Annotated in this window: 13 protein-coding genes; 6 read left to right on the top strand and 7 right to left on the bottom strand. The window is 60.7% G+C overall.

Annotated features, from left to right (window positions below):
* Nucleotides 1–45: 45 nt before the first annotated feature.
* The 6 genes from HA399_RS08700 to metH form a co-directional block, all read right to left on the bottom strand.
* Entirely contained in the window at nucleotides 46–597 is a 552-nt protein-coding gene (locus HA399_RS08700) for a DUF934 domain-containing protein (protein ID WP_082388755.1), read from the bottom strand.
* Nucleotides 590–2,242: a nitrite/sulfite reductase gene (locus HA399_RS08695; RefSeq protein WP_141391638.1), complete on the bottom strand. Its 1,653-nt coding sequence runs from the start codon at nucleotides 2,240–2,242 to the stop codon at nucleotides 590–592. The genes HA399_RS08700 and HA399_RS08695 overlap by 8 nt, the downstream gene beginning before the upstream one ends.
* 290 nt (nucleotides 2,243–2,532) lie before the next feature.
* On the bottom strand, nucleotides 2,533–4,977 hold the full coding sequence (locus tag HA399_RS08690) for a putative bifunctional diguanylate cyclase/phosphodiesterase (protein ID WP_404326853.1): 2,445 nt from the start codon (nucleotides 4,975–4,977) through the stop codon (nucleotides 2,533–2,535).
* 55 nt (nucleotides 4,978–5,032) lie between these two features.
* Nucleotides 5,033–6,373 (bottom strand): ABC transporter substrate-binding protein, encoded by a 1,341-nt coding sequence (locus HA399_RS08685; protein ID WP_404326852.1) that lies wholly within the window; start codon nucleotides 6,371–6,373, stop codon nucleotides 5,033–5,035.
* A gap of 197 nt (nucleotides 6,374–6,570) precedes the next feature.
* Nucleotides 6,571–7,899: an MATE family efflux transporter gene (locus HA399_RS08680; protein WP_404326850.1), complete on the bottom strand. Its 1,329-nt coding sequence runs from the start codon at nucleotides 7,897–7,899 to the stop codon at nucleotides 6,571–6,573.
* A 360-nt stretch (nucleotides 7,900–8,259) separates the two neighbouring features.
* Nucleotides 8,260–11,985, bottom strand: coding sequence for a methionine synthase (gene metH, locus HA399_RS08675; protein ID WP_404326848.1), 3,726 nt, complete (start codon nucleotides 11,983–11,985; stop codon nucleotides 8,260–8,262).
* A gap of 392 nt (nucleotides 11,986–12,377) precedes the next feature.
* On the opposite strand from metH, the gene nfuA reads away from it, so the two are divergent.
* From nfuA to HA399_RS08645, 6 genes are all read left to right on the top strand, one after another.
* The gene (gene nfuA, locus HA399_RS08670; RefSeq protein WP_054556652.1) at nucleotides 12,378–12,968 is read left to right on the top strand and encodes a Fe-S biogenesis protein NfuA; all 591 of its coding nucleotides are present in this window, start codon (nucleotides 12,378–12,380) and stop codon (nucleotides 12,966–12,968) included.
* Nucleotides 12,969–13,291: 323 nt separating this feature from the next.
* Nucleotides 13,292–15,091, top strand: a complete 1,800-nt coding sequence (locus HA399_RS08665) for a diguanylate cyclase domain-containing protein (protein ID WP_404326847.1) — start codon at nucleotides 13,292–13,294, stop codon at nucleotides 15,089–15,091.
* Nucleotides 15,092–15,490: 399 nt separating this feature from the next.
* A complete protein-coding gene (ectA, locus tag HA399_RS08660) occupies nucleotides 15,491–16,048 on the top strand; it encodes a diaminobutyrate acetyltransferase (protein WP_389382286.1) in 558 nt (185 codons plus the stop codon).
* Nucleotides 16,049–16,329: 281 nt separating this feature from the next.
* Nucleotides 16,330–17,595: a diaminobutyrate--2-oxoglutarate transaminase gene (ectB, locus tag HA399_RS08655; protein ID WP_404326846.1), complete on the top strand. Its 1,266-nt coding sequence runs from the start codon at nucleotides 16,330–16,332 to the stop codon at nucleotides 17,593–17,595.
* Nucleotides 17,596–17,754: 159 nt separating this feature from the next.
* Nucleotides 17,755–18,147: an ectoine synthase gene (locus HA399_RS08650; protein WP_043334232.1), complete on the top strand. Its 393-nt coding sequence runs from the start codon at nucleotides 17,755–17,757 to the stop codon at nucleotides 18,145–18,147.
* Between the two features lie 278 nt (nucleotides 18,148–18,425).
* Entirely contained in the window at nucleotides 18,426–20,321 is a 1,896-nt protein-coding gene (locus HA399_RS08645) for an EAL domain-containing protein (protein WP_404326845.1), read from the top strand.
* A 111-nt stretch (nucleotides 20,322–20,432) separates the two neighbouring features.
* Here the strand turns inward: HA399_RS08645 and HA399_RS08640 are convergent, their stop codons facing one another.
* Entirely contained in the window at nucleotides 20,433–21,059 is a 627-nt protein-coding gene (locus HA399_RS08640; protein ID WP_404326844.1) for a DUF3833 domain-containing protein, read from the bottom strand.
* Nucleotides 21,060–22,165: the final 1,106 nt, after the last annotated feature.

Here is a 22,165-nt window from a genome sequence, read left to right as displayed (position 1 = left end):
GTGTCTATCCGAAGGCAGAAGCAGTGAGTGATCAAGAGCGGGCGATCAGCGACGTGCGAACAGCGGCGTCTTCTGGTCGACGCCGGTCTGGTAGCTGACGCTGAACGAGCTCAGCGCATGCAAGGCATCTTCCACGTACTGATCATCACGCAGCGCAAAGGCACTGATGCCGCAACGGCTCATGTAGTGGAGTTGATCCACCAGCACGTCACCGATGGCGCGAATCTCACCCTGATAGCCGAAGCGCTCGCGCATCAGGCGAGCGATGGTGTAACCGCGGCCATCATTGAAGTTCGGGAAGTCGACCGCCAGCAGCGGTGCGTCCGCCAGTGCCTTGCCCAGTTCCGGCGTGAGCTCGGTGTCACTGGCAAGCCAGGGCGCCAGATGATCAGAGCCTTCGCCGGCGGCGACCAGTGCCTGCCATTCTGCCAGCGGCAGCAGGGCGGGTTGCTGATAGCTCGGCAGATTGCCGTCTTCATCCAGACGCACGACCTGCCAGGCATCTTCGCTCACCAGCTGATTCTGACGGATGACGCCACCCTGGCGCTGATCGGTCAATTCACGTGCTGATGTCATTTCTGCAGTCACCTCAGGCATAGACCCGCTCCTTGAACGGCTTCATGCCGATGCGGTGGTAGGTATCGACGAAGACTTCATCTTCCAGACGCTGCTCTACGTACACCTGCAGCACCTTGTCGATGACGTTCGGCATGTCTTCGGCATTGAAGGACGGGCCGAGGATCTTGCCGAGCGTGGCGTTGTCGTCGCTGCGTCCGCCCAGCGAGACCTGGTAGAACTCCTGGCCTTTCTTGTCGACACCGAGGATACCGATGTTGCCGACGTGGTGATGGCCACAGGCGTTCATGCAGCCCGAGATGTTCAGGTCCAGCGGGCCGAGGTCGTACAGGAAGTCGAGGTCTTCGAAGCGGTCCTGCAGTGCCTGAGCGATGGGAATCGACTTGGCATTGGCCAGCGAGCAGAAATCGCCACCCGGGCAGCAGATCATGTCTGCCAGCGTGCCCACGGTCGGGTTGGCCATGCCGAGTTCTTCCAGCGCCTTCCAGAGTGTCTCGAGTTCATCGACCGGCACGTCTGACAGCACCAGGTTCTGCTCGTGAGTCACGCGCAGTTCACCGAAGCCATACTGCTCCGCGAGGTCAGCCACGGCGTCCATCTGGTCGGCAGTGACGTCACCCGGGGCCAGTTCACGGCGCTTGAGCGACAGGGTGACGGCCTTGTAGCCCGGCACCTTGTGGCCGACGACGTTGTTGGTCACGAAACGCGCGAAGGCACGGTTCTCGCGGCGCAGGGTCTCATAGGCCTCGATGGCCTCGGCGCTGACTTCACGGCGCTCAGGCTCGGGGAAGTAGCTGGTCGCCTTGGTGACGGCGGAGTCGGTGAGGGTCTCCGGGCCATCCTTGAGGTGGGCCCATTCTTCCTCGACGCGGCGACGGAATTCCTCGATTCCCAGTGCCTTGACCAGGATCTTGATGCGCGCCTTGTACTTGTTGTCGCGACGGCCCCACTGGTTGTAGACACGCACAATGGCGTCCAGATAGGTCAGCAGGTGCTGCCAGTCGAGGTCTTCGCGCACGATGTCGCCGACCATCGGCGTACGGCCGAGACCGCCACCCGCCAGGATGGTGGCCTTGACGCTGCCATCGTCGGCGCGGTTGAGACGAATGCCGATATCGTGGACCTGGATAGCAGCACGGTCGGCGCTGGCACCGGTGACGGCAATCTTGAACTTGCGCGGCAGATAGGCAAATTCCGGGTGAAGCGTGGACCACTGACGGATCAGTTCACACCAGGGACGCGGATCGACGGTCTCGTCTTCCGCGATACCGGCGAACTGGTCAGTCGTGGTATTGCGGATGCAGTTGCCGCTGGTCTGGATCGCATGCATCTCGACCTGAGCCAGTTCGGCGAGAATCGCCGGGACATCTTCCAGCTTCGGCCAGTTCAGCTGCAGATTCTGGCGAGTCGTGAAGTGTCCATAGGAACGGTCATAACGACGACTGATGGCCGCCATGGCGCGCAGCTGGACAGCGCTCAGCATGCCGTAGGGAATGGCGATACGCAGCATCGGGGCATGACGCTGGATGTAGAGGCCGTTCTGCAGGCGCAGAGGGCGGAATTCTTCATCTCCCAGACGGCCCGCCAGATAGCGATCCATCTGGTCCTTGAACTGAGCTACCCGCTCGTCGACCAGTGTCTGGTCGTAGGTGTCATAGCGATACATGTCAGGGGTGTCCTGCGGTCGGGCATCAGATGATCGTCCACTGATGCGAATCTTGTTGATGCTGAAGCCACCATACCCTCTATTCTTTATTCTTTAAAAGAATAAATCCTCATAGTTTTCGACGATGACGTTATTAAGAAGGCGCGTTGAGTTTGCCTACCAGCAGCGAAAAAGAAAAGACCAGCCGCCGGAGGGTAAGGCGTCTGGTCATGTTGCCCGGGGTCTCACGACAGGTAAGGGCCTGCCACATGCCGGGCTTGCTCAGAACGGAGGGCCTCAGTCAGATGCCGTCAGTCCGGGTCATTGTCTGTGCCTGGTGCGCTCCTGACAGCCTTCAGCAGACTGACACGCGCATCCGCGTTGGCGTGAAAGCGCGTCTCGAAGGCCTGCTGCGGCATCGGGCGACCGAAGAGATAGCCCTGGAAGGCGTGGACGCCCATGGCCTGGAAGATTTCGGCTTGCCCCCGCTCCTCGACCCCCTCGACAACGACCTGCATGCCGAGTGACTGGCCCATCGCGACGATGACCCGCGCCAGCTCCCTGTCCCGGCGACTGGTCTCGACATTCATGACGAAGGAGCGATCGACCTTCAGGATGCCGAAAGGCAGATCATGCAGATAGGAGAGGCATGAGAAGCCTGTCCCGAAATCATCCAGCGAAAGGTTGACGCCCAGTCTGCGTATTGCCTGCAACTGATAACGCAGGCTGTCTTTGCTGTCGAGCATCAGGTTCTCGGTGACCTCGACCACCAGCTGCGAGGGACGAATCGGGTAGCGTTCGAGCAGTGACTCGAGCTGGTGCAGAATACCTTGATCCCTGAACTGGATGACGGAGGCATTGACGGACAGATAGCGCTCCTCGATCCCGAGTCGTCGCCATTCGCACAGAATCACGGCAGCCTCTTCCAATACCCAGTTGCCGATCTCGACAATCTGTCCGGTCTTTTCTGCCGCCGCAATGAACTCATTGGGGGGCACCAGGCCGAGCTCAGGGTGCTCAAGACGGATCAGTGCCTCCGCGCCGAGCAGTTCCGGAGCCTCCAGGTCCGCGCTGGCCGCCCGGAAGATGGGCTGTAGATAAAGGCGGAACCAGCCCATGGTCAAGGCTTCACGGATCATGCGCTCCTTCAGGAATAACGGCTCACCGTCTTCCAGCGCGCTATCGCGGACACAGGTGCGGTATTGATTGCCCCCCTTGTGCTTGATGTCCACCACGGTAAGTTCCAGTAGGCGCATCAGGCGGCTGGGGCTCTCGTCATCTGCCTGCGCCTGCAGGCCCGCCATGCTCAGGCTGAGATGGATGGGTTCGCCAGCCTTGAGCAGCGGATGGGAGAATGCGATTTGAATCCGGTGGACAAGTGGGCGCAAGTCATTGATATCACAGGTCATGACGAATTCATCGCCCCCAGTACGTCCGATCCAGTCGGGGGCACACTCCTTGAGCCGTGCGCCAACCTCTTTCAAAAGAAGATCGCCGTCCATCGGCCCCAGGTGGTGATTGATGCTGTGGAATCGATCGATATTGACCAGCAGCAAACCAAAGACAGCGTCACGTGCGATCAACTGCTGGACATGCTGATTGAGCGACAGCCGGTTGGGTAACTGCGTCAAGGGGTCAATCAGCTCATGCTCCAACAGCCGTTGCTGGGTCCTGGTCAGTTCAGTGATGTCCGTCAGCAGCATCATCGTGCCCCGGGCCTGGCTGCCATTGGCGGCCGGAATGACCACCTGAACCTGACGGTCTTCCTGATGTTGGCAGTTCAATGTCATCACCAGATCGTTGCAGGCATTGCCCAGGCGCAAGGCCGTGCTGATGCGATGGATGTGCTTGCCATTCTGACTGCTGATGAGAGCATGGAAGGGCATGCCGACGAGATGTTCACGTGCCCAACCGGTCACCTCCAGCATTTGCTCGCTGGCATCCTGCACAGTGCCCTTGTCGTCGATCACCAGCAGCAACGCGGGGGTATCACGATAGAAGTGTTGATAGCGCTCTTCGTTGTCACGCAGCGCTTCCATCATGTTGAAGATTCGCCCCCCCAGCTTGTTCAGCTCCACGATGACCTTGTTGATCTCGCGCGAGTGAACGGGTGGAATGCGTTGGAAGGTGGCATGCTGGCCCTCCAGCTGCCGCATGCGCCTCACGGCCTTGCTCAAGGGGGTCATCACATAGCGCTTCAACTGCCAGGAAAGCATCAGCAGGATCGACAGAATGATGGTCAGGGCGATCCCGAACAGCACAGCTCCACCCTGGTAACGGGCGGCAAGCAACGGGGCGTTGGTGCTCTCCAGTTCAAGCCTGCCAACGGCCTGCTTGACCAGCGAGTTCTGATAGACAAGTGGCTTCGAATGCGTGACCGGATCCAATGGTGTGCCGCTCTTGGCAATCTCCTCGACAAGCTCCCCCTCATGATTGAAGTAGCGCACGGCATGAACACTGGCGTGGTGACTGAGAGTCTCGAGGTAGGCATGGATTCTCTCATCGTCGAAGTTCCATATGGCGTCCGGCATCGACAGCGCCACGATATCCATCATTTCCTGATGGTCATCATGCATGTGCTCGACGGCCTCGCTGGCATACAGGTAATAACTCACGGCTCCACTGATGGCGCAGATGGTGAAGACCAGCGGTGCCAGTATCCGCAGTATTCGCCATCTGAGCGGTGACGCATGCTCGCCATCACTCTCGGGCGCCGTACCGGGGGCCTTGGCGAGTTTCTGACCATCATTGATCACGCTGTTCTCCCTCGGTGGCGATGAAAGTCGCCCTGCGAGCTCTCCTTGCGCCTCCTCATTGAGGGGCGTCCATGGGCGCGCTGGAACGTGCAGTCTTCTTCTGGGTGGCAGTAGCTTGAGGGGGCGTTCCGGATGCCGGGGGCTGTTGGCCAAGCATCTGCGTCAATACCCTCATCGGATCGAACCCATAGTCATCCCGCGATGCCTGCAAGCCGAAGGCGGCGAAATCTGCAGCTTCCCAGTCAGGGTTCTCCAGAAGCGGGCCATATCGCGCCACATTGTCATGCGTGATCGCGCTCATCGGGAAGTTGACGGTTCTGGGGGGCCATTCCTCGATATCGGCATGGTCTCTTGCCATCACCATCGCCCAGGCTCCCGCCATGAAATGACCGCCGTCCGTCAACAGCATGCGCTGGTCCTTGACCATGCTGATACCCTCCGGTGACCAGTTAAGCCCTGCCACCAGCACATCCACGCCGGGCGTGAGTCCCGCTGACTCGAGCGCAAGAATGGCCCCCTCGGCCATGGCATCATTCGCCGCCCAGATCAGATCATTCTGACCGCTCGAGCGGCTGACCCACTTGAGATATTGCCCAGTAAGATGTTCGGCATCCTGAGTATTCCAGCGCGCCTCGAGTATGCGGTCTATCTGGACATCCTGGTCCTGGGAAAAGCCGGCCACCATGCCGGTATTGCGGGCAATCGAGGCAGGGGTTCGGGTGTCACCGATCAAGGCAAGCCCATGCAATTGGCCGGTGGGCGAGCCTTCTCGCGCCACCTTGATCAACTGGGTCGCCATGCGTTTGCCCGCAGTGTGGTTGTCCGGGATGACGCTGCCGATCCAGGAGGGGTGGAGGGTCCCCGGGGTGCCATGGGTCAGCGCCTCTTCGCGGGTCAGTCCGTTCAATAGCATCACGACATGGGTGCCGTGGCCATCCGCAATCGTCAACAACTCGGATGCCGCCTGCTCTTCATTGACCAGCAGGAGGTAATCCGGAGCGGCAGGGCTTTCCAAAGCCTGAATCGCGAGTTTCTTGAGCAGGTAGGGATTGCGCTCGGCGTAGACGACTTCCAGTGAGATATTCAGGTCCAGGGCGGCTGCTTGCATGGTGTCGGTCACCATGTCCCAGAAGCGTTCGCCACGCAGTCCGGGGTTCACGAAGGTGGCGGTCAGCGGGCGTCCTGGCATCGCCTCCTGTGCACCACGCGCTCTCGATTGGCCTGAAGGGTAGGCAGGGGCTTGAGTGTTTTCGGAGGCTCGAGGCGTGAGATCGGAGGAGTAAGAGCCAGAGGATGAAGCATTGACCAGCCCGCTGAGGGCAAGGCAACCACACAGGACGATCAGCCTTGGCAAGCCAAGTTGTGCTCGTCCTGTCCTGATGGTGGCAGCGGACATGGCGTTCTCCCTAGTGCATTGACTTTTGTTTCTATCAGGGTACGCGACTGGGCAAGCTGGGTATGGACTTCAACAAGACTGCCATTTACCAAGCTTCAACGATTGAACGACATATATCATTATCTCTTGATGTCTTCCATGGGCTACAGGCGCGAGTGGCAGCAAAGGCTGCTGGCTAGCTGCACCAGAGAACATCTTCAAAGGCGCAAGGCTTGCCACGCTCTGCGTTGCCAGATAAGCCCGAAGACGAGCGAGTTGAGCAGGCGATAGGCGAGCTGGATCGCCCAGATGGCGACGAGGCCACCTTCCTGATGGACGCCCCACCACCAGGCCGCGGGCAGAAAGATCAGCCACTGCAGGCTCAAGGTGGCAAGCATCACGGTGCGATGGGCACCGGCGCCCAGCAGTGCCTGGGCCAGCACGATGGCGGTGCAGTCGAGCACGATCATGGCGGCCGTCATCTGCAGCGGCAGCAGCCCCAGCTCGATCAATGGCGGGCGATGCAGGAACAGCCCGAGCACGCTCTGGGGCGCGACCCACAGCGGCAAGCCCAGCAGCAACAGACACGGCAGTGCCACGCGCACGGTGTCCCACCCCCAGCGATGGGCCTCTTCATGCTCGCCGCTGCCCAGGGCCTGGCCCACCAGACTCATGGCGGCAAGCCCAAGCCCGACTCCGGGCAATATCAGCAGCAGGGAGAGATTAACCAGCACATGGCCGACCGCGACACTGGCTGCATCGATCTGACCGAGTATCCAGAACAGCATCGCGTAGCCCGCCGCGAACCATAGCTGTTGAAAGGAGTGGGGCACCGCCAGCTTGAGTAGCGTCAGGTAATGCGTCATCGGCGGCCAGGCATGCAGGACACCGTGCAGACTGCGCGCGCCCAGCGTTGCCTTGATCCACAGCGCCAATGCGACCAGCAGGGACAGTGTCGTACCGGCCCCGGCGCCATCGGCGCCCATCTGCGGGGCGCCGAACAGGCCGTGGATCAGAATGATGCTGAGCACGACATTGACCGCCTGGGTGATCAACATGATGCGCAGATAGATGCCGGTGCGCTGCAGGCCATTCCAGAAACCTCGGAAGCAGAACGCCATGGCGACCGGTATCAGCCCCAGCACGCGCCACTGGAAATACGAGGCGGCGGTTTCATGCACGCCGGGCTGGTCATTGATCAGCGACAGCAGCGGCTCGGCCCAGTGATGGCAGGCGAGGGTGACGGGGATGCCGATCGACAACGCCAGCACCAGACCGGCATTCAGGCCTTCGCCACAACGCTCAGGTGCTTCCTCGCCCAGGCGCCGCGAGGTCTGGGCCTGGACGGCGGAGGACAGCCCGAAGATCAGCGCCGTGACCATGAACATGGCATAGCCACCGATCCCCACACCCGCCAGCGCCGTCTCGCCCAGACTGCCGACCAGTGCCGCGTCGATCAGGTTGAGCAGACTCTGCGACAGCATCGCCCCGATGATCGGTAGCGCCAGCTTCAGAATTCGTGTGTTGCGCGCAAGATCCCCCAGCATCAGACGCTCCCACGCGGGGAGTCGGAAAGGTGATAGGAGCAGGAGGGGTCAAGAGCCTCGAAGGCGGCTGACAAGCGGGAAACCAGTGAACTGGGCTGCGATGAACAGAACAGCGAGAAACCGAACAGTGATAGACAGGACAGTGACAAACAGAGCAGTGATAAACAAAGCAGTGATAAACAAAGCAGTGACAACGGCACGGGCGACTCACGACAGCAGACAAGGAAGAGCGCCATGATAGCGCGCTCGGCAAACTGAAGACATCGCCTCTCAGACGTCAGCGCGCCCCACCTCCTGAGAGGTGAGGCGCGTGGAGCTGACATTGGCTCCATCAGCCGGCGGGGCGGCTGATGGAGGGGATCAATCGGCGTCGGGATCGTAGCTCAGCACCGGCGACAGCCAGCGTTCCATCTCGGAAAGCTCCATTGCCTTGCGGCTCGCCAGGGACTGCATCTGATCGCGGGTGATCTTGCCGGTGGAGAAGTACTTCGACTCCGGGTGCGCGAAGTACCAGCCAGAGACGGCGGCCGCCGGCCACATGGCAAAGCTCTCGGTCAACACCATACCGGCATGCGTCTCCGGTTCGAGCATGCGGAACAGCGTGGCCTTCTCGGTGTGGTCAGGGCAGGCCGGATAGCCGGGCGCCGGGCGAATGCCGCGATACTTCTCGGCGATCAACGCCTCGTTGTCGAGCACTTCCTGGCTATCGTAGCCCCAGAACTCCTTGCGCACGCGCTCGTGCAGGCGCTCGGCAAAGGCTTCGGCGAGACGGTCCGCCAGCGCCTTGACCATGATGGCGTTGTAATCATCGCCAGCCGCCTCGTACTCCCTGGCCAGTTCATCCGCGCCATGCCCGGTGGTCACGGCGAAGCCACCGATCCAGTCCGGCTTGCCGCTGTCACGCGGGGCGATGAAGTCGGCAAGACTGTGACAGACGCCATCACGGTTCTTGGTCATCTGCTGACGGATGTGATGCAGGCGCTCGACCACCTGGGTGCGTGACTCATCGGCGTAGACTTCCAGGGTGTCGTCGTCGACGCAGTTGGCCGGCCAGAAGCCGATCACGCCACGTGCCAACAGTACCTTGTCGTCGATCAGCTTGCGCAGCATCACCCTGGCATCGGCAAACAGCGAACGCGCCGCTTCTCCGACCGTCTCATCCTGCAGAATCTTCGGGTACTTGCCCGCCAGCTGCCAGCTCATGAAGAAGGGCGTCCAGTCGATGCGCTCGACCAGTTCATTCAGATCGTAGTCATCGAAGACCTTGAGGCCGGTGAAGCTGGGGGCCGGCGGGGTGTAATGCTCCCAGTTCGGCTGGAAACGACGCTTGCGCGCCTCGCGGTAGTCGAGATCCGCGGCCTTGGGGCGGCGCTTGGCGTTGCGCTCGCGCACCACGGCGTACTCGGTGCGAATCTGATCGACATAGGCTGCCTTGAGTTCCGGCGATAGCAGGCGCGAGGCCACCCCCACCGCGCGCGAGGCGTCGGTGACATAGATGACCGGCTGCTCATACTGCGGTTCGATCTTGACTGCGGTGTGTGCCTTGGACGTGGTCGCGCCGCCGATCAGCAGCGGTAATTCAAATCCACGGCGCTGCATCTCCCTGGCGACATTGACCATCTCGTCCAGCGATGGCGTGATCAGCCCCGAAAGCCCGATGATGTCGGCCTTCTCGTCGATGGCGGTCTGCAGGATCTTCTCCGCCGGCACCATCACGCCCAGGTCGATCACCTCATAGTTGTTGCACTGAAGCACCACGCCGACGATGTTCTTGCCGATGTCGTGGACATCGCCCTTGACGGTGGCCATGACGATCTTGCCCTTGGCCTGGGTCTCGCCACTCTTCTCGGCCTCGATGAAGGGGATCAGGTGGGCGACCGCCTGCTTCATGACGCGTGCCGACTTCACCACCTGGGGCAGGAACATCTTGCCCGCGCCGAACAGGTCGCCGACCACATTCATGCCGTCCATCAACGGCCCTTCGATGACCTCGATGGGTCGGGCAGCCTGCAGGCGCGCCTCTTCGGTATCTTCCTCGATATGGACGGTGATGCCCTTGACCAGCGCGTGCTCGATGCGCTTGTTGACCGACCAGCTGCGCCATTCGAGGTCTTCCTTCTTCTCGCCGCTGCTGCCATCGCCCTTGTACTTGTCGGCGATGTCGAGCAGGCGCTCGGTGCTGTCATCGCGGCGGTTGAGCACCACGTCCTCGACGACGTCGCGCAGTTCCCGCGGCAGGTCATCGTAGAGCGCCAGCTGGCCGGCGTTGACGATGCCCATGCTCAGGCCCGCCTGGATGGCGTGATAGAGGAATACCGAGTGGATCGCTTCACGGACCGGATTGTTGCCACGGAACGAGAAGGACACGTTGGAGACGCCACCCGAAATCATCGCGTGGGGCAGGTTGTCATGAATCCAGCGCGTGGCCTCGATGAAATCGACCCCGTAGTTGTCATGCTCCTCGATGCCGGTGGCGATGGCGAAGATGTTGGGGTCGAAGATGATGTCCTCGGCCGGGAAGCCGATGTCATCGACCAGCATCCGGTAGGCGCGCTCGCAGATCTCGATCTTGCGCTGATAGGTATCGGCCTGGCCGACATCATCGAAGGCCATGACCACCACGGCGGCACCGTGACGGCGACAGATCTGCGCCTGCTGCCGGAAGCTTTCCTCGCCTTCCTTGAGCGAGATGGAATTGACCACCGCCTTGCCCTGGATGCACTTGAGCCCCGCCTCGATGATGTCCCACTTCGAGGAATCGACCATGATCGGCACGCGCGAGATGTCCGGCTCCGAGGCGATCAGATTCAGGAAGCGCACCATGGCCTCCTGTGACTCCAGCATGCCCTCATCCATGTTGACGTCGATGACCTGGGCGCCGTTTTCGACCTGCTCGAGGGCGACTTCCAGCGCGGTGGTGTAGTCCTCTTCCTTGATCAGGCGACGGAAGCGCGCGGAGCCGGTGACGTTGGTGCGCTCACCGACATTGACGAACAGCGAGTCCGGCTGGATGTTGAAGGGCTCAAGCCCTGACAGGCGGCAGGCCGGCGCGATCTTTGGCACCTTGCGCGGCGGGTACTGGGCCACCACGCGCTTGACCGCCTGGATGTGCTCTGGGGTGGAGCCACAGCAACCGCCGATGATGTTGAGCAGACCCGCCGCGGCGAAGGAGCCGATGATCTCGGCCATCTCGTCCGGGGTCTGGTCGTACTCGCCGAATTCGTTGGGCAGGCCGGCGTTGGGGTGCGCGGAGACGAAGGTATCGGCCTTCTCGGACAGCTCACGCAGGTAAGGGCGCAGCTCCTCGGCGCCCAGCGCGCAGTTGAGGCCGATGCTCAGCGGACGTGCGTGACGCACCGAGTTCCAGAAGGCTTCGGTGGTCTGGCCGGATAGCGTACGCCCCGAGGCATCGGTGATGGTGCCGGAGATCATCACCGGCAGCCGCGGATGGCCTTCGTCGAACAGCTCCTCGAGGGCGTAGATCGCCGCCTTGGCATTCAGGGTGTCGAAGATGGTCTCGATCAGGATCAGGTCCGCGCCGCCCTCGAAGAGCGCCAATGCGGCCTCGCGGTAGTTCTCGCGCAGGATATCGAAGGTGACGTTGCGCTTGGCGGGGTCATTCACGTCCGGCGAGATGGAGCAGGTGCGGCTGGTCGGGCCGAGCACCCCGGCGACGAAGCGCGGGATGCCAGTCTCGGCGGCCACGGCATCCGCCGTCTTGCGCGCCAGGCGTGCCGATTCGAGATTGATCTCGTGGACCAGCGCCTGCATGCCGTAATCGGACTGCGACAGCTGAGTGGCGTTGAAGGTGTTGGTCTCGACGATGTCGGCGCCGGCCTCGAAGTAGGCGCGGTGGATCGCCTCGACGATGTCCGGCCGGGTCAGCGCCAGCAGGTCGTTGTTGCCCTTGATGTCGCTAGGCCAGTCGGCGAAGCGCTCGCCACGGAAGTCTTCCTCCTCCAGCCCGTAGCTCTGCAACATGGTGCCCATTCCGCCATCGAGGATCAGGATACGTTCCTGCAGCGCCTGGCTCAGCGCGTCGGGCAGGGGCAGAGAATAGGGTACAGGGGATAGGGCTTGCGCCATGACGGACTCCAGCGTGCGTGACCTGTCGCGTTGTCTCCCGAGCGTGTAACTCTCTTTGCCAGGCCAGTACTTTGCCAAGCCAGTACCTTCTGAGCCCAGCACCTTGCCGAGAAAGTCACACGCCACAGGCGCGAACTCATTGCTATTGAGAGGCGCTGGCGAGGGATCCGCTCACGAAATCCCCGCCTGGCCAGTTTGGGATATCGTATCAGACTGCAGAATCGTCACGATGAGCATGATTCATGCGCAACATGAGCCAGTCAGGAGTGCCGGCAAGGGAGTGGCTGCGCGCAGGGCACCAAACCCGAGTGATTTGCTCAGGATTGCGAGTACAGCAGGTTTTCCTTAACATGGAGCCATTAGTCACCTGACATCAAGAGAGTCTCTGCGCCATGAGTGAGAGCATCCAGATTACCGATAGCGCCCAGGAGTATCTTGCCGAGCTGCTCGAGAAGCAGAACGTCGAAGGCATCGGCGTGCGCATCTTCATCACCCAGCCGGGCACGCCGTATGCCGAGACCTGTCTCGCCTACTGCCGCCCGGGCGAGGAAGAGCCGACGGATGAGATCCTGGATCTGCCGAAGCTGAAGGTCTATCTCGACACGCACAGTGTGCCGTTCCTGGAAGAAGCGACCGTCGACTTCAATGCCGATCGCATGGGGGGGCAGCTGACCATCAAGGCACCGAACGCCAAGATGCCCAAGGTCAACGCCGACAGCCCGCTGGAAGACCGCATCAACTACCTGCTCTACAGCGAGATCAACCCGGGTCTGGCGGCTCACGGTGGCGAGATCAAGCTGGTGCAGCTGACCGAAGAGCAGGTCGCCGTGCTGCAGTTCGGTGGCGGTTGCCAGGGCTGCTCCGCCGTCGATCTGACGCTGAAGGATGGTGTCGAGAAGACGCTGATGGAGCGTATCCCGGAACTGACCGGTGTGCGTGACGTCACCGATCACACCGACACGACCAACGCCTACTACAGCTGATGTCGGGTCTAGCTTCGGGCCCGAGGACAGGGTCGAAGCCAAGCACAGGCCAGAAACGCAATCTCCCATCGATTTTCGGTGGGAGATTTTTTATGGGCGCGACGTCAGCCTGTCAGGGGCTGAGGTGATCTGACGCGAGCCTGGGACATCCAGGCCAGGGCATTCGGAGTATGAAGGGAGGTTCGGGGGAAGTCGCTGCGTAAAGTATTAGATTTATCTGGTATCGTGGCAGTATCTTTTTCATGCTGGCAGCGCCCATCGGCTGGCCGGCGTGACGCGTTTTTCCGTCGAACGTTTCCTCCCATCGTCAAGAGATAGCCTTCATGAGTCTGGCCAACCTGCGTTTTCGCACCATCAACATCATCATCTGTGCGCTTTCCGCCTTGGCGGGACTGGTGTTGCTGGTCGTGTTGGCATTCATTACCCGCAACGTGTCCGACCTGCAGCGCGACTGGCAGGAATATCAGCAGGCACGCTCCGACAAACCGCGCCTGGAAGGCCAGCTGACCAAGGCCCTGGGCTATGGCGGCATGGTGCATGACTTCAAGAATCTCGTGCTGCGTCAGGACCTCGAGCTGATCGGCGAGGTGCAGAACGAGATCGGTGCCGCTCGCAGCGCTCTGAGCCGTTATCAGAACCTTGGACTGACCCAGGGGGAGGAAAATGCGGTGGCGGGTCTGCGTGCCACCATCAGCCGCTATGAGCTGATGGTGCCCAGAATACGCACGATGATCGAGCAGGGGCGCTCGAGTGCCGATATCGACAAGCTGGTCCAGATCGATGATTTCCAGGCCGTCTCGGGGCTGGATACCCTGCGGCGTATCTCCATCGCGGAGCTGCGTGACAATGACAATCCGCTCGAGAATGGCATGGGCAAGGCTCGCCTGGTGGCCAACCTGCGCCGTGACCTCGGCTATGGCGAGATGATCCACCACTTCAAGAATTACGTGCTGCGCAGTGACGCCATCTACGGTCAGCAGGCGGCGCAGGACATCGAATCGCTGCGCGCTACCCTGGCGGCTTATCGTGCGCTGGGCATGAATACCGCCGAGCAACGTGCCATCCGCGATATCGCCGATGTCATCCAGTCCTACGGTGACCGCTTGAACAAGGTCAACCAGCTGCATGACGAGCAGGCAGACCTTTCTCCGCGTGAGATCGATCAACTGGTCAAGGTCAATGATGCCCCGGCGCTTGACGCACTGGCGGTGCTGGATCATGAAAGTCGCATGCGGATCGGAGCCACCTCTGCTGCGGTCGGCAAGACGCTCAAGCTGCTGGCCACGGTGGCCCCGGTGGTCAATGGCCTGGCGCTGGCGATGATCGTGGTGCTGATCGGCATCTCGATGTGGCTGTTCGGGCGTTATGTGCTGGTACCGATACGTCGTCTGACCCAGACCATGAACACCCTGGCCAATGACGATGTCAGCGTGGTGATCGACAGCACCCAGCACACCAATGAAGTGGGCCAGATGGCGCGGGCGCTGCAGAAGTTCAAGTACAACATCATCGAGAGCAACAACTACAAGAAGCGCATCACGCAACTGGCGATGCATGACTCCCTGACGGGACTTCCCAATCGACAGCATTTCTATGAGCGGGTCGAGCATTGCCTCGAAAGCGTCAATGACGAAGGCGGGCAGCTGGCGTGCCTGATGCTGGACATCGACAAGTTCAAGCCCATCAATGACACCCATGGCCATGCCGCCGGGGATGTGGCGCTCAAGGTGATCGCGGAGCGACTCAACCAGGTGGTGCGCAAGGGCGATTTCGTCGCGCGTCTGGGAGGCGATGAGTTCGTGGTGCTGGTCCACAATGCCGATATCCAGGCGAATCTGGGTCGCCACGGGGAACTCGCTCAGCTGGCCCAACGCATCATCGACAGTCTGGGCAAGCCATTCCTGTATGAAGAGCACAAGCTGGAAGTGGGCTGCAGCATCGGGATTGCCATCGCCCCTCAGCATGGCAGCGACCGTGAACAGCTATCACACAATGCGGACATGGCGCTCTACGCCGCCAAGAATGAAGGCCGCAATTGCGCGGTGCAGTTCAGCCGCCATGATGAGCTGGGCCAGATTGTCGCGACCGCCAGCAAGAAGTCTGAGGGACAGAAACAGCAGTGACGAAAGCCCTGGGGTTCAAGTCCTGGGTCTCAAGCCTTGGAGCTCAAGCACTAGAGCAGAAGCCGCCTCAGCGGCAATGGAAAGGCAGCGGCAGTGGCAACGCAAGCAAGGCCAAGTGCCGCATGAGCAGGCAAACAGACGGCGCCCCTCGGGGCGCCGTCTTGCGTCTGGTGGGGACAAGTCATCAGCGGGCGGTGGGCAAGGGCGAGAGTTGCCCGGTACTGGTTACTGGTACTTGTACTGGCCCGAGCTTGCACGCGCACCGATACGGAGCTTGGGATAATTCTACGTTATCCATACGCTCCACGAGAATAATTTATGGTTTGCGACATCCATAACGGTTTGTTATGGTTTATAGCGAATTCGCCAACTGCGAAATATTTTATGAAAACCATGACAATGACTTCCACGATTCAGGGCCTGGCCCACCACACCCACGATGCCGTGATCAACCGCGCCAGCGCGCCGTTGTTCATCCGTCAGCCGACTACCGATGATGGTTGGGGCATCTACGAGCTGGTCAAGGCCTGCCCGCCGCTGGACCTCAATTCAGGGTATTCGTACGTTTTGCTGGCCACGCAGTTCCGTGACAGCTGCGCCATCGCGACAGATGAGGAAGGTGAGGTCGTCGGCTTCGTTTCCGGTTACACCCGCAACGACGCCCCGCAGACCTTCTTCCTTTGGCAGATCGCCGTCGGTGAGAAGGCGCGTGGTACTGGCCTGGCACGTCGCTTGATCGAAGCCGTGATGAAGCGTCCCGAAATGGCGCACGTGCGTCATCTCGAGACCACCATCACGCCGGACAACGAGGCGTCCTGGGCATTGTTCACTCGCCTCGCCGAGCGCTGGCAGGTGCCGTTGCACTCGCGTGAGTACTTCTCTTCAGACCAGCTGGGTGGCGAGCACCTTGCCGAAAACCTGGTGCGCATCGGCCCGTTCCTGCCGCGCGATATCTGAGTGCTCGACGCGCTCAAGGCTATTGTGCAGTCAGGCCCATGCGCAGCAAGGGCGGGTAGCAAGCCGCAAGAAGTCCCGGGCGGGACGCCGTCATGATTCTTGTGTCGGTCGTCGAGAAGAATCACGTCCCGTCCGGCAGATGTTCACGACAGGAAGGTTGTGACATCTCCTGCTGACCCCATGTGTGAGTGAGGTAGGGTCAGTGTCATTCGTTGGATCGTCTTTACATTCTGGTATGGCCATTTCAGTAGTCGGCCATCCATCACCAGGGAGGTGACAGCATGAATACGCAGATTCTCGAACAGATGGAATCCGAGGTACGCACTTATTCGCGTTCTTTCCCGACCGTTTTCACCAAGGCGCAGAATGCCCACCTGTTCACCGAGGACGGCAAGCGCTACATCGATTTCCTCGCCGGTGCCGGTGTGCTCAACTACGGGCATAACCATCCGGTACTCAAGAAGGCACTGGTGGATTACATCAGCAATGATGGCATCATCCACGGCCTGGATATGTGGACTTCCGCCAAGCGCGATTTCCTCGAAGCGCTGGAGGAAGTGATCCTCAAGCCGCGTGGTCTGGACTACAAGGTCCACTTCCCGGGGCCGACCGGCACCAACGCGGTCGAAGCTGCCATTCGTCTGGCGCGCAAGGTTTCCGGCCGCCACAACATCGTGTCGTTCACCAATGGCTTCCATGGTGTGACCATGGGGGCGCTGGCCACCACCGGTAACGCCAAGTTCCGTGATGCGGCGGGCCTGCCGGCGCAGGGTGCGCAATTCGTGCCCTACGATGGCTACATGGGTGAGGGCATCGACACCGTTGCCTACCTCGACAAGCTGCTCAAGGATTCCTCCAGCGGTCTGGATCGCCCGGCAGCAGTGCTGGTCGAGACCGTGCAGGGTGAGGGCGGTATCAACCCGGCCTCCATCGAATGGCTCCAGCGTCTGGATGCCTTGTGCAAGGAGCACAAGATCCTGCTGATCGTCGATGACATCCAGGCGGGTTGTGGTCGTACCGGCAAGTTCTTCAGCTTCGAGCACGCCAACATCGTGCCGGACATCGTCTGCAACTCGAAGTCGCTGTCTGCCTCCGGTGTGCCGTTCGCGATGGTGATGATGCGTCCCGAGCTGGACCAGTGGAAGCCGAGCCAGTACAACGGCACCTTCCGTGGCCACGCCCTGGCCTTCGTGACCGGCGCCGCCGCGCTGCGCCACTTCTGGAGTGATGACAAGTTCGAGCGCGATATCCAGCGCAAGGGCCGTATCGTCGAAGATCGCTTCCAGAAGATTGCCGCCAAGGCCCGTGAGAACGGCTTCGAAGCGCACGAGAAGGGCCGTGGCCTGATGCGCGGTATCGATGTCCGTGACGGTGATCTGGCCGATGCCATCACCTCACGCTGCTTCGAACAGGGTTTGATCATCGAGACCAGTGGTCACTCCGGTCAGGTCGTCAAGTGCCTGTGCCCGCTGACCATCCGCGACGAAGATCTGCTGGAAGCCCTCGATATCATCGAGGAAAGCGCTGCCGCAGTGCTGTCCAAGTAACACTGTCTTCCCGCGGGGCGCCCGGTCATCGGCGCCCCGCGGGTCGTTGGTGAGCCTCTGGCTTGCCATCCCCACCGATTGCCCATCCAGGTCACCCCTTCGTTACGGTAATCGCCATCTGTCAGCTGTCGATGTCAGGCAGCCTAGTGAGGAAAACACATGATCGTTCGCAATCTCGAAGAAGCCCGCAGCACCGATCGTCTGGTCAAGGCCGAGAATGGCAACTGGGATAGCACGCGCCTGCTGCTCGATGAAGATGGTGGCAAGTGTTCGTTCCACATCACCCGCATCTTTGAAGGTACCGAGACCCACATCCATTACAAGCATCACTATGAAGTGGTGTATTGCATGGAAGGTGAGGGTGAAGTCGAAACCCTGGCCGATGGCAAGATCTGGCCGATCAAGCCGGGCGACATCTATATCCTCAACGAGCATGATGATCACCTGCTGCGTGCCACCAAGACCATGCACCTGGCCTGTGTGTTCACCCCGGGCCTGACCGGCAAGGAAGTCCATCGTGAAGATGGCTCCTATGCACCTGCCGAAGCCTGAGACCCTGTCTCCTCGTGAGTAAGGCGCGAAGCGTCTGACCTCAAAGGGACAAGCGTCATCCAGAAAGCCCCGTAGCCTTGCTGCGGGGCTTTCTGCGTCGTGGTGGTGAGAAACCGCTCCGTGAGGTTGCCGCACAGCAGAGCGTGCAGGGATTTCCACGCTCAATTATCGTTAGTCGTGCGCAGCTTGTCGGCTCTGCCAGTCAACAGTCGAGACGAGTATGCTCAAGTACGAACATGCGGTTATATCTCCTGGAAATTCCAACGAGGCAGTAGGCCATGGCAGATTCCACCCCAAAGACGACCCTCGCGCCGGGTGGCCGGCCCGGCTTCAGGCCGGCGGCGCCTCATCCGCGTGAAGAAGAGCGTCTCAACAGCCTGCATTCTCTGCATGTATTGGATAGTGACCATGAAAAGCGCTATGACGATCTGACGCGCCTGGTCGCTGATATCTTTGATGTGCCCATCTGCCTCGTATCGCTGGTGGATGAAGACCGCCAGTGGTTCAAGGCTCATTGCGGGCTGGATGCACGACAGACGGGCAGGGATCTCGCCTTCTGCGCCCACGCGCTGCATGAAGAGCGCTTTCTGGTCATCAATGATGCGCGCCAGGATGAGCGCTTCTTTGATAACGCCCTGGTGACGGGGCCACCGCATGTCTGCTTCTACGCGGGTGCCGTGCTGCGTGACAGCAGCGGCCTGCCGCTTGGGACTCTGTGTCTGATCGACCACAAGCCCCGCCAACTGGATACGGCACAGCGGGAGCGTCTGGAGCGCTGTGCACTGCTGGTCGAGAACGAGCTCATCCAGCGTGATGCGCTGCTGGCAGAGCGCGCACGCGCCACCCTGCAAGCCAATATCGACCCGATCACCGGCTACAGTCTGCGTCGTCGCTATCTGCAGCGAATGACGGCCTGGCTGCAGGAGCGCGCCAGCCAGGGGGCGCTGCAGGTCATTCTGGTCAAGCTGCAGAACGCCGAAAGGCTGCGCAAGCAGCAGGGCGTCGACTTCTACGAAGGCGTGCTGCAATCCCTGTCCCACCAGCTCAATGAAAACTTCGATGACGAGGGCCTGCTCAAGGGGCGCGTCAGTCACGACACCCTGATGATCCTGTTGCCGCGTGACCAGGCATTGCACGGCATGCGCTGGCATCGCTTCGTGGAGCAACCCTGGCTGCTGCATCTCTCCGCCAACAATCGGCCTGATCTGCTGATCGGGGCGGGCACCTTCGTTAGCGACAGCATGTCGGCGGCGGAACTGGTCGAGGTGGTGGAAGAGGAGCTTGCCTGTGCCAGTGAATGGGCGCCAAAAGAGAAGGGCGTCCAGTTCGCGGATCTCACGGACAACCTCAACCTGCGCCTCGAGATGAACAACCGCTTTGCCCAGGCGCTGCGCGACAATGAGCTGTGCATTCACCTGCAGCCCATCGTCACTGCGGGCAGCCAAGGCCTCAGCGGCCAGGAAGTGCTGCTGCGCTGGCAGGACAAGAACCGCTGGATCACACCCCACCAGATGTTGCGCATCGCCAGACACGCGGGGCTGGATGAGGAGCTCGATATCTGGGTGCTGCGCAGAAGCTGCGCCTTGCTCAGCCATTGGCTGGCGACCAGGAACGGCAACGACAGCCTGTTGCCGCTGTCGCTGAACATCACGGCGTCGCGCCTGATCGAAACCGAATACATGGATGCCCTGCGCCGTGTCCTGCGCCTTTACCGGCTCAAGGGTGATTGCCTGCGCCTTGATGTCAGCGGTGTCGAGAGTTTTTCCGCGACGCCTGAGCCATTGGTGCTGGCGATGAAATCGCTGGCCAATGACGGCATCAGCTTCTGTGTCGACCGTTTCGGCCCTGAGCATGACAGCCTGCGCCTGTTGAGCATGCTGCCCATCACCAGCGTGAAACTGCATCCGCGCTGGATCAGTCTGTTGCAGACGGATCCGCGTCAGGCGCGCCTGCTGAAAGCCTGGACGGCGGCCTTGCATGCGTTGGAGATCTCCGCCGTGGCGGTTGGTATCGAACACTCACGCCAGCGCCAGACCATGATGGATCTGGGCTTTGACCAGTTGCAGGGCTACGCCTTCGGAGAGCCCATGGCGCCAGAAGAGGATTATGGCAAGTGGCTGTCCAAGGTGGAGACATCGCTCGAGCAGCATGCGGGTGACTCCGCCGCCTCATGAGGGTTGGGCTGTCAGGCGCTGTAACCGACAAGGCTGGCGCTATCGAGGGGTGAAGCCATCAGGCAAGGCTTGCAGCCATCAGCGGCTCACGTGATTGCCGCGCACGAGCTGTCATTTCGGCTCAGCTGCCGGTGAATCACAGGGGCAGCGCTGAAATGCCAGGGTGATATTGGCGGCTTCCAGGCCCAGTTTGCGCATCGAGGTCCGGTTCAGGATGCGGCCATCCGGCTGCAGATACATCCAGTCATCCATGCTGAACTCCCAGGTACTGTCGTCGATCGGTACCTGAAGCACGTAGTTCATGCGCAAGGCATTACCGCGGGTCGTCGCTGTCGCTTCGCCCGTCACATCCGCCGCTCGACCAGTCCATTGGCGATCACCCGCCGGGGTGAAGGTCCAGCGGCGGTGTTGTGTCTCGCCATCGGCATAGACGAAGTCTTCCTCCAGAATCAGCTGGTTGCCTTGCATGCTGCCGATGACATCGACCACGAACCGCCGCGTCACCTCGCCACGGTAATCCTGCACCATGCCCCAGCCACGTGTGTGGCCCAGGAAGTAGTCATCGATGCGCAGCTCAGGGCCGCTGCCCGCGTAATCCTCTATCTGAGGCCCGCTACAGGCTGACAAGCCCGCTGCCATGATCAACACGGCTGCGCGGCCGCTGATGCGCTGAAGGCGTCGAATGCCGTTGTGCATGAATCCAGCGCTAGCTGACAGACAGGACGGGAAGGAGGGCATCGCTGACTCCGGTTCGCGCCGACCCGTGAGTCATCACGGCGCGCGGCAAGGTTGAGTGACAAGATGAGCGGTGTGGGTCACATGTGGCCCGAATTATTCTACAACACTTGTGCATGAATGCTATCAAGGATAAGTTTGTTCGCGCTCCTGGGCAAACGGACTGTTTGCACACGGACTCTGGCAAATTGGCTCGGGTTGTCTGGAGCGAGCTCAAGTGGATCGTGATCGTTGCCGTCGCTGATGCAAGCCGACAGGTTCAACTCGCTGGACTTGGCCCGACGACTCGACTTGATGGACCTGACCTGATGGATCAAGGCAACTGACTCTACGGGCGCCCAGGATCACTGATGAAACCCGCATACCCTATGATTCGTATAATATATATTATGTTAAATACGGTAGTTCGTGAGCGTGCTCAAGCTGTGTACGTCGGGGCTTTGTTCATCCGGGCTGTGTACGTCAATGCTTGAGCGTCGATCTTCAGGCACCTGACCTCCTCCGCGTGCATGACAGCTTCTGCATAGCTGCTTGTGAACCTCAGTTTCTGCTTGTCATTAAAGTCAGTCGATAAAGTCAGCCGATGGAGTCAGTCGGCGTTCCCGCCTATCTTTTGCTGAGTGGCCTGCATTTGATCAGTTTGGCGACAGTCTGACTCGCTTCGCCGGCGGGCTCTCATCCGAGATCGTGTCGTTGCCATGTTGTCATCCCGCGCTGATGATGCGCTGACATCCTGAACAATGCGCAAACAGCGAGGTCTGGCTGTGCAAACTGCCGCGAAGGCTGCTCCTGTCCGGAGGGTGGATTCCATCAAGGTTTTCGTCACCTGAAGGCGACGCAAGCCAAGCTGGCGTTATATCTCCAGCCGGCTGACAGCGGCCCTGACCCACGCCTGGTGGGAGCTCGTGTGGTCTGTCCTCGACTGGCGACAGAAAGTGATCGCTACGTTGGTGAATCGCAGGCAATGGCTCGGCGTCAGGTGCTGAAACATGGACAGTCACCATTCGGGCTACGTATGATCGCCCCCAGTAACGCTTCGGTGCTAGAACGCCCAAGCTATACAAGGGAATACCCAGGCATCGTCGGGTCAGTGTGCTGACCGACTGACG

Origin of the sequence: Cobetia sp. UIB-001 (assembly GCF_044789135.1) — a bacterium.
GTDB classification, from domain to species: domain Bacteria; phylum Pseudomonadota; class Gammaproteobacteria; order Pseudomonadales; family Halomonadaceae; genus Cobetia; species Cobetia amphilecti.
Note: the sequence above shows the minus strand (reverse complement) of the source record. Positions and strands in the feature narration are given on the sequence as shown.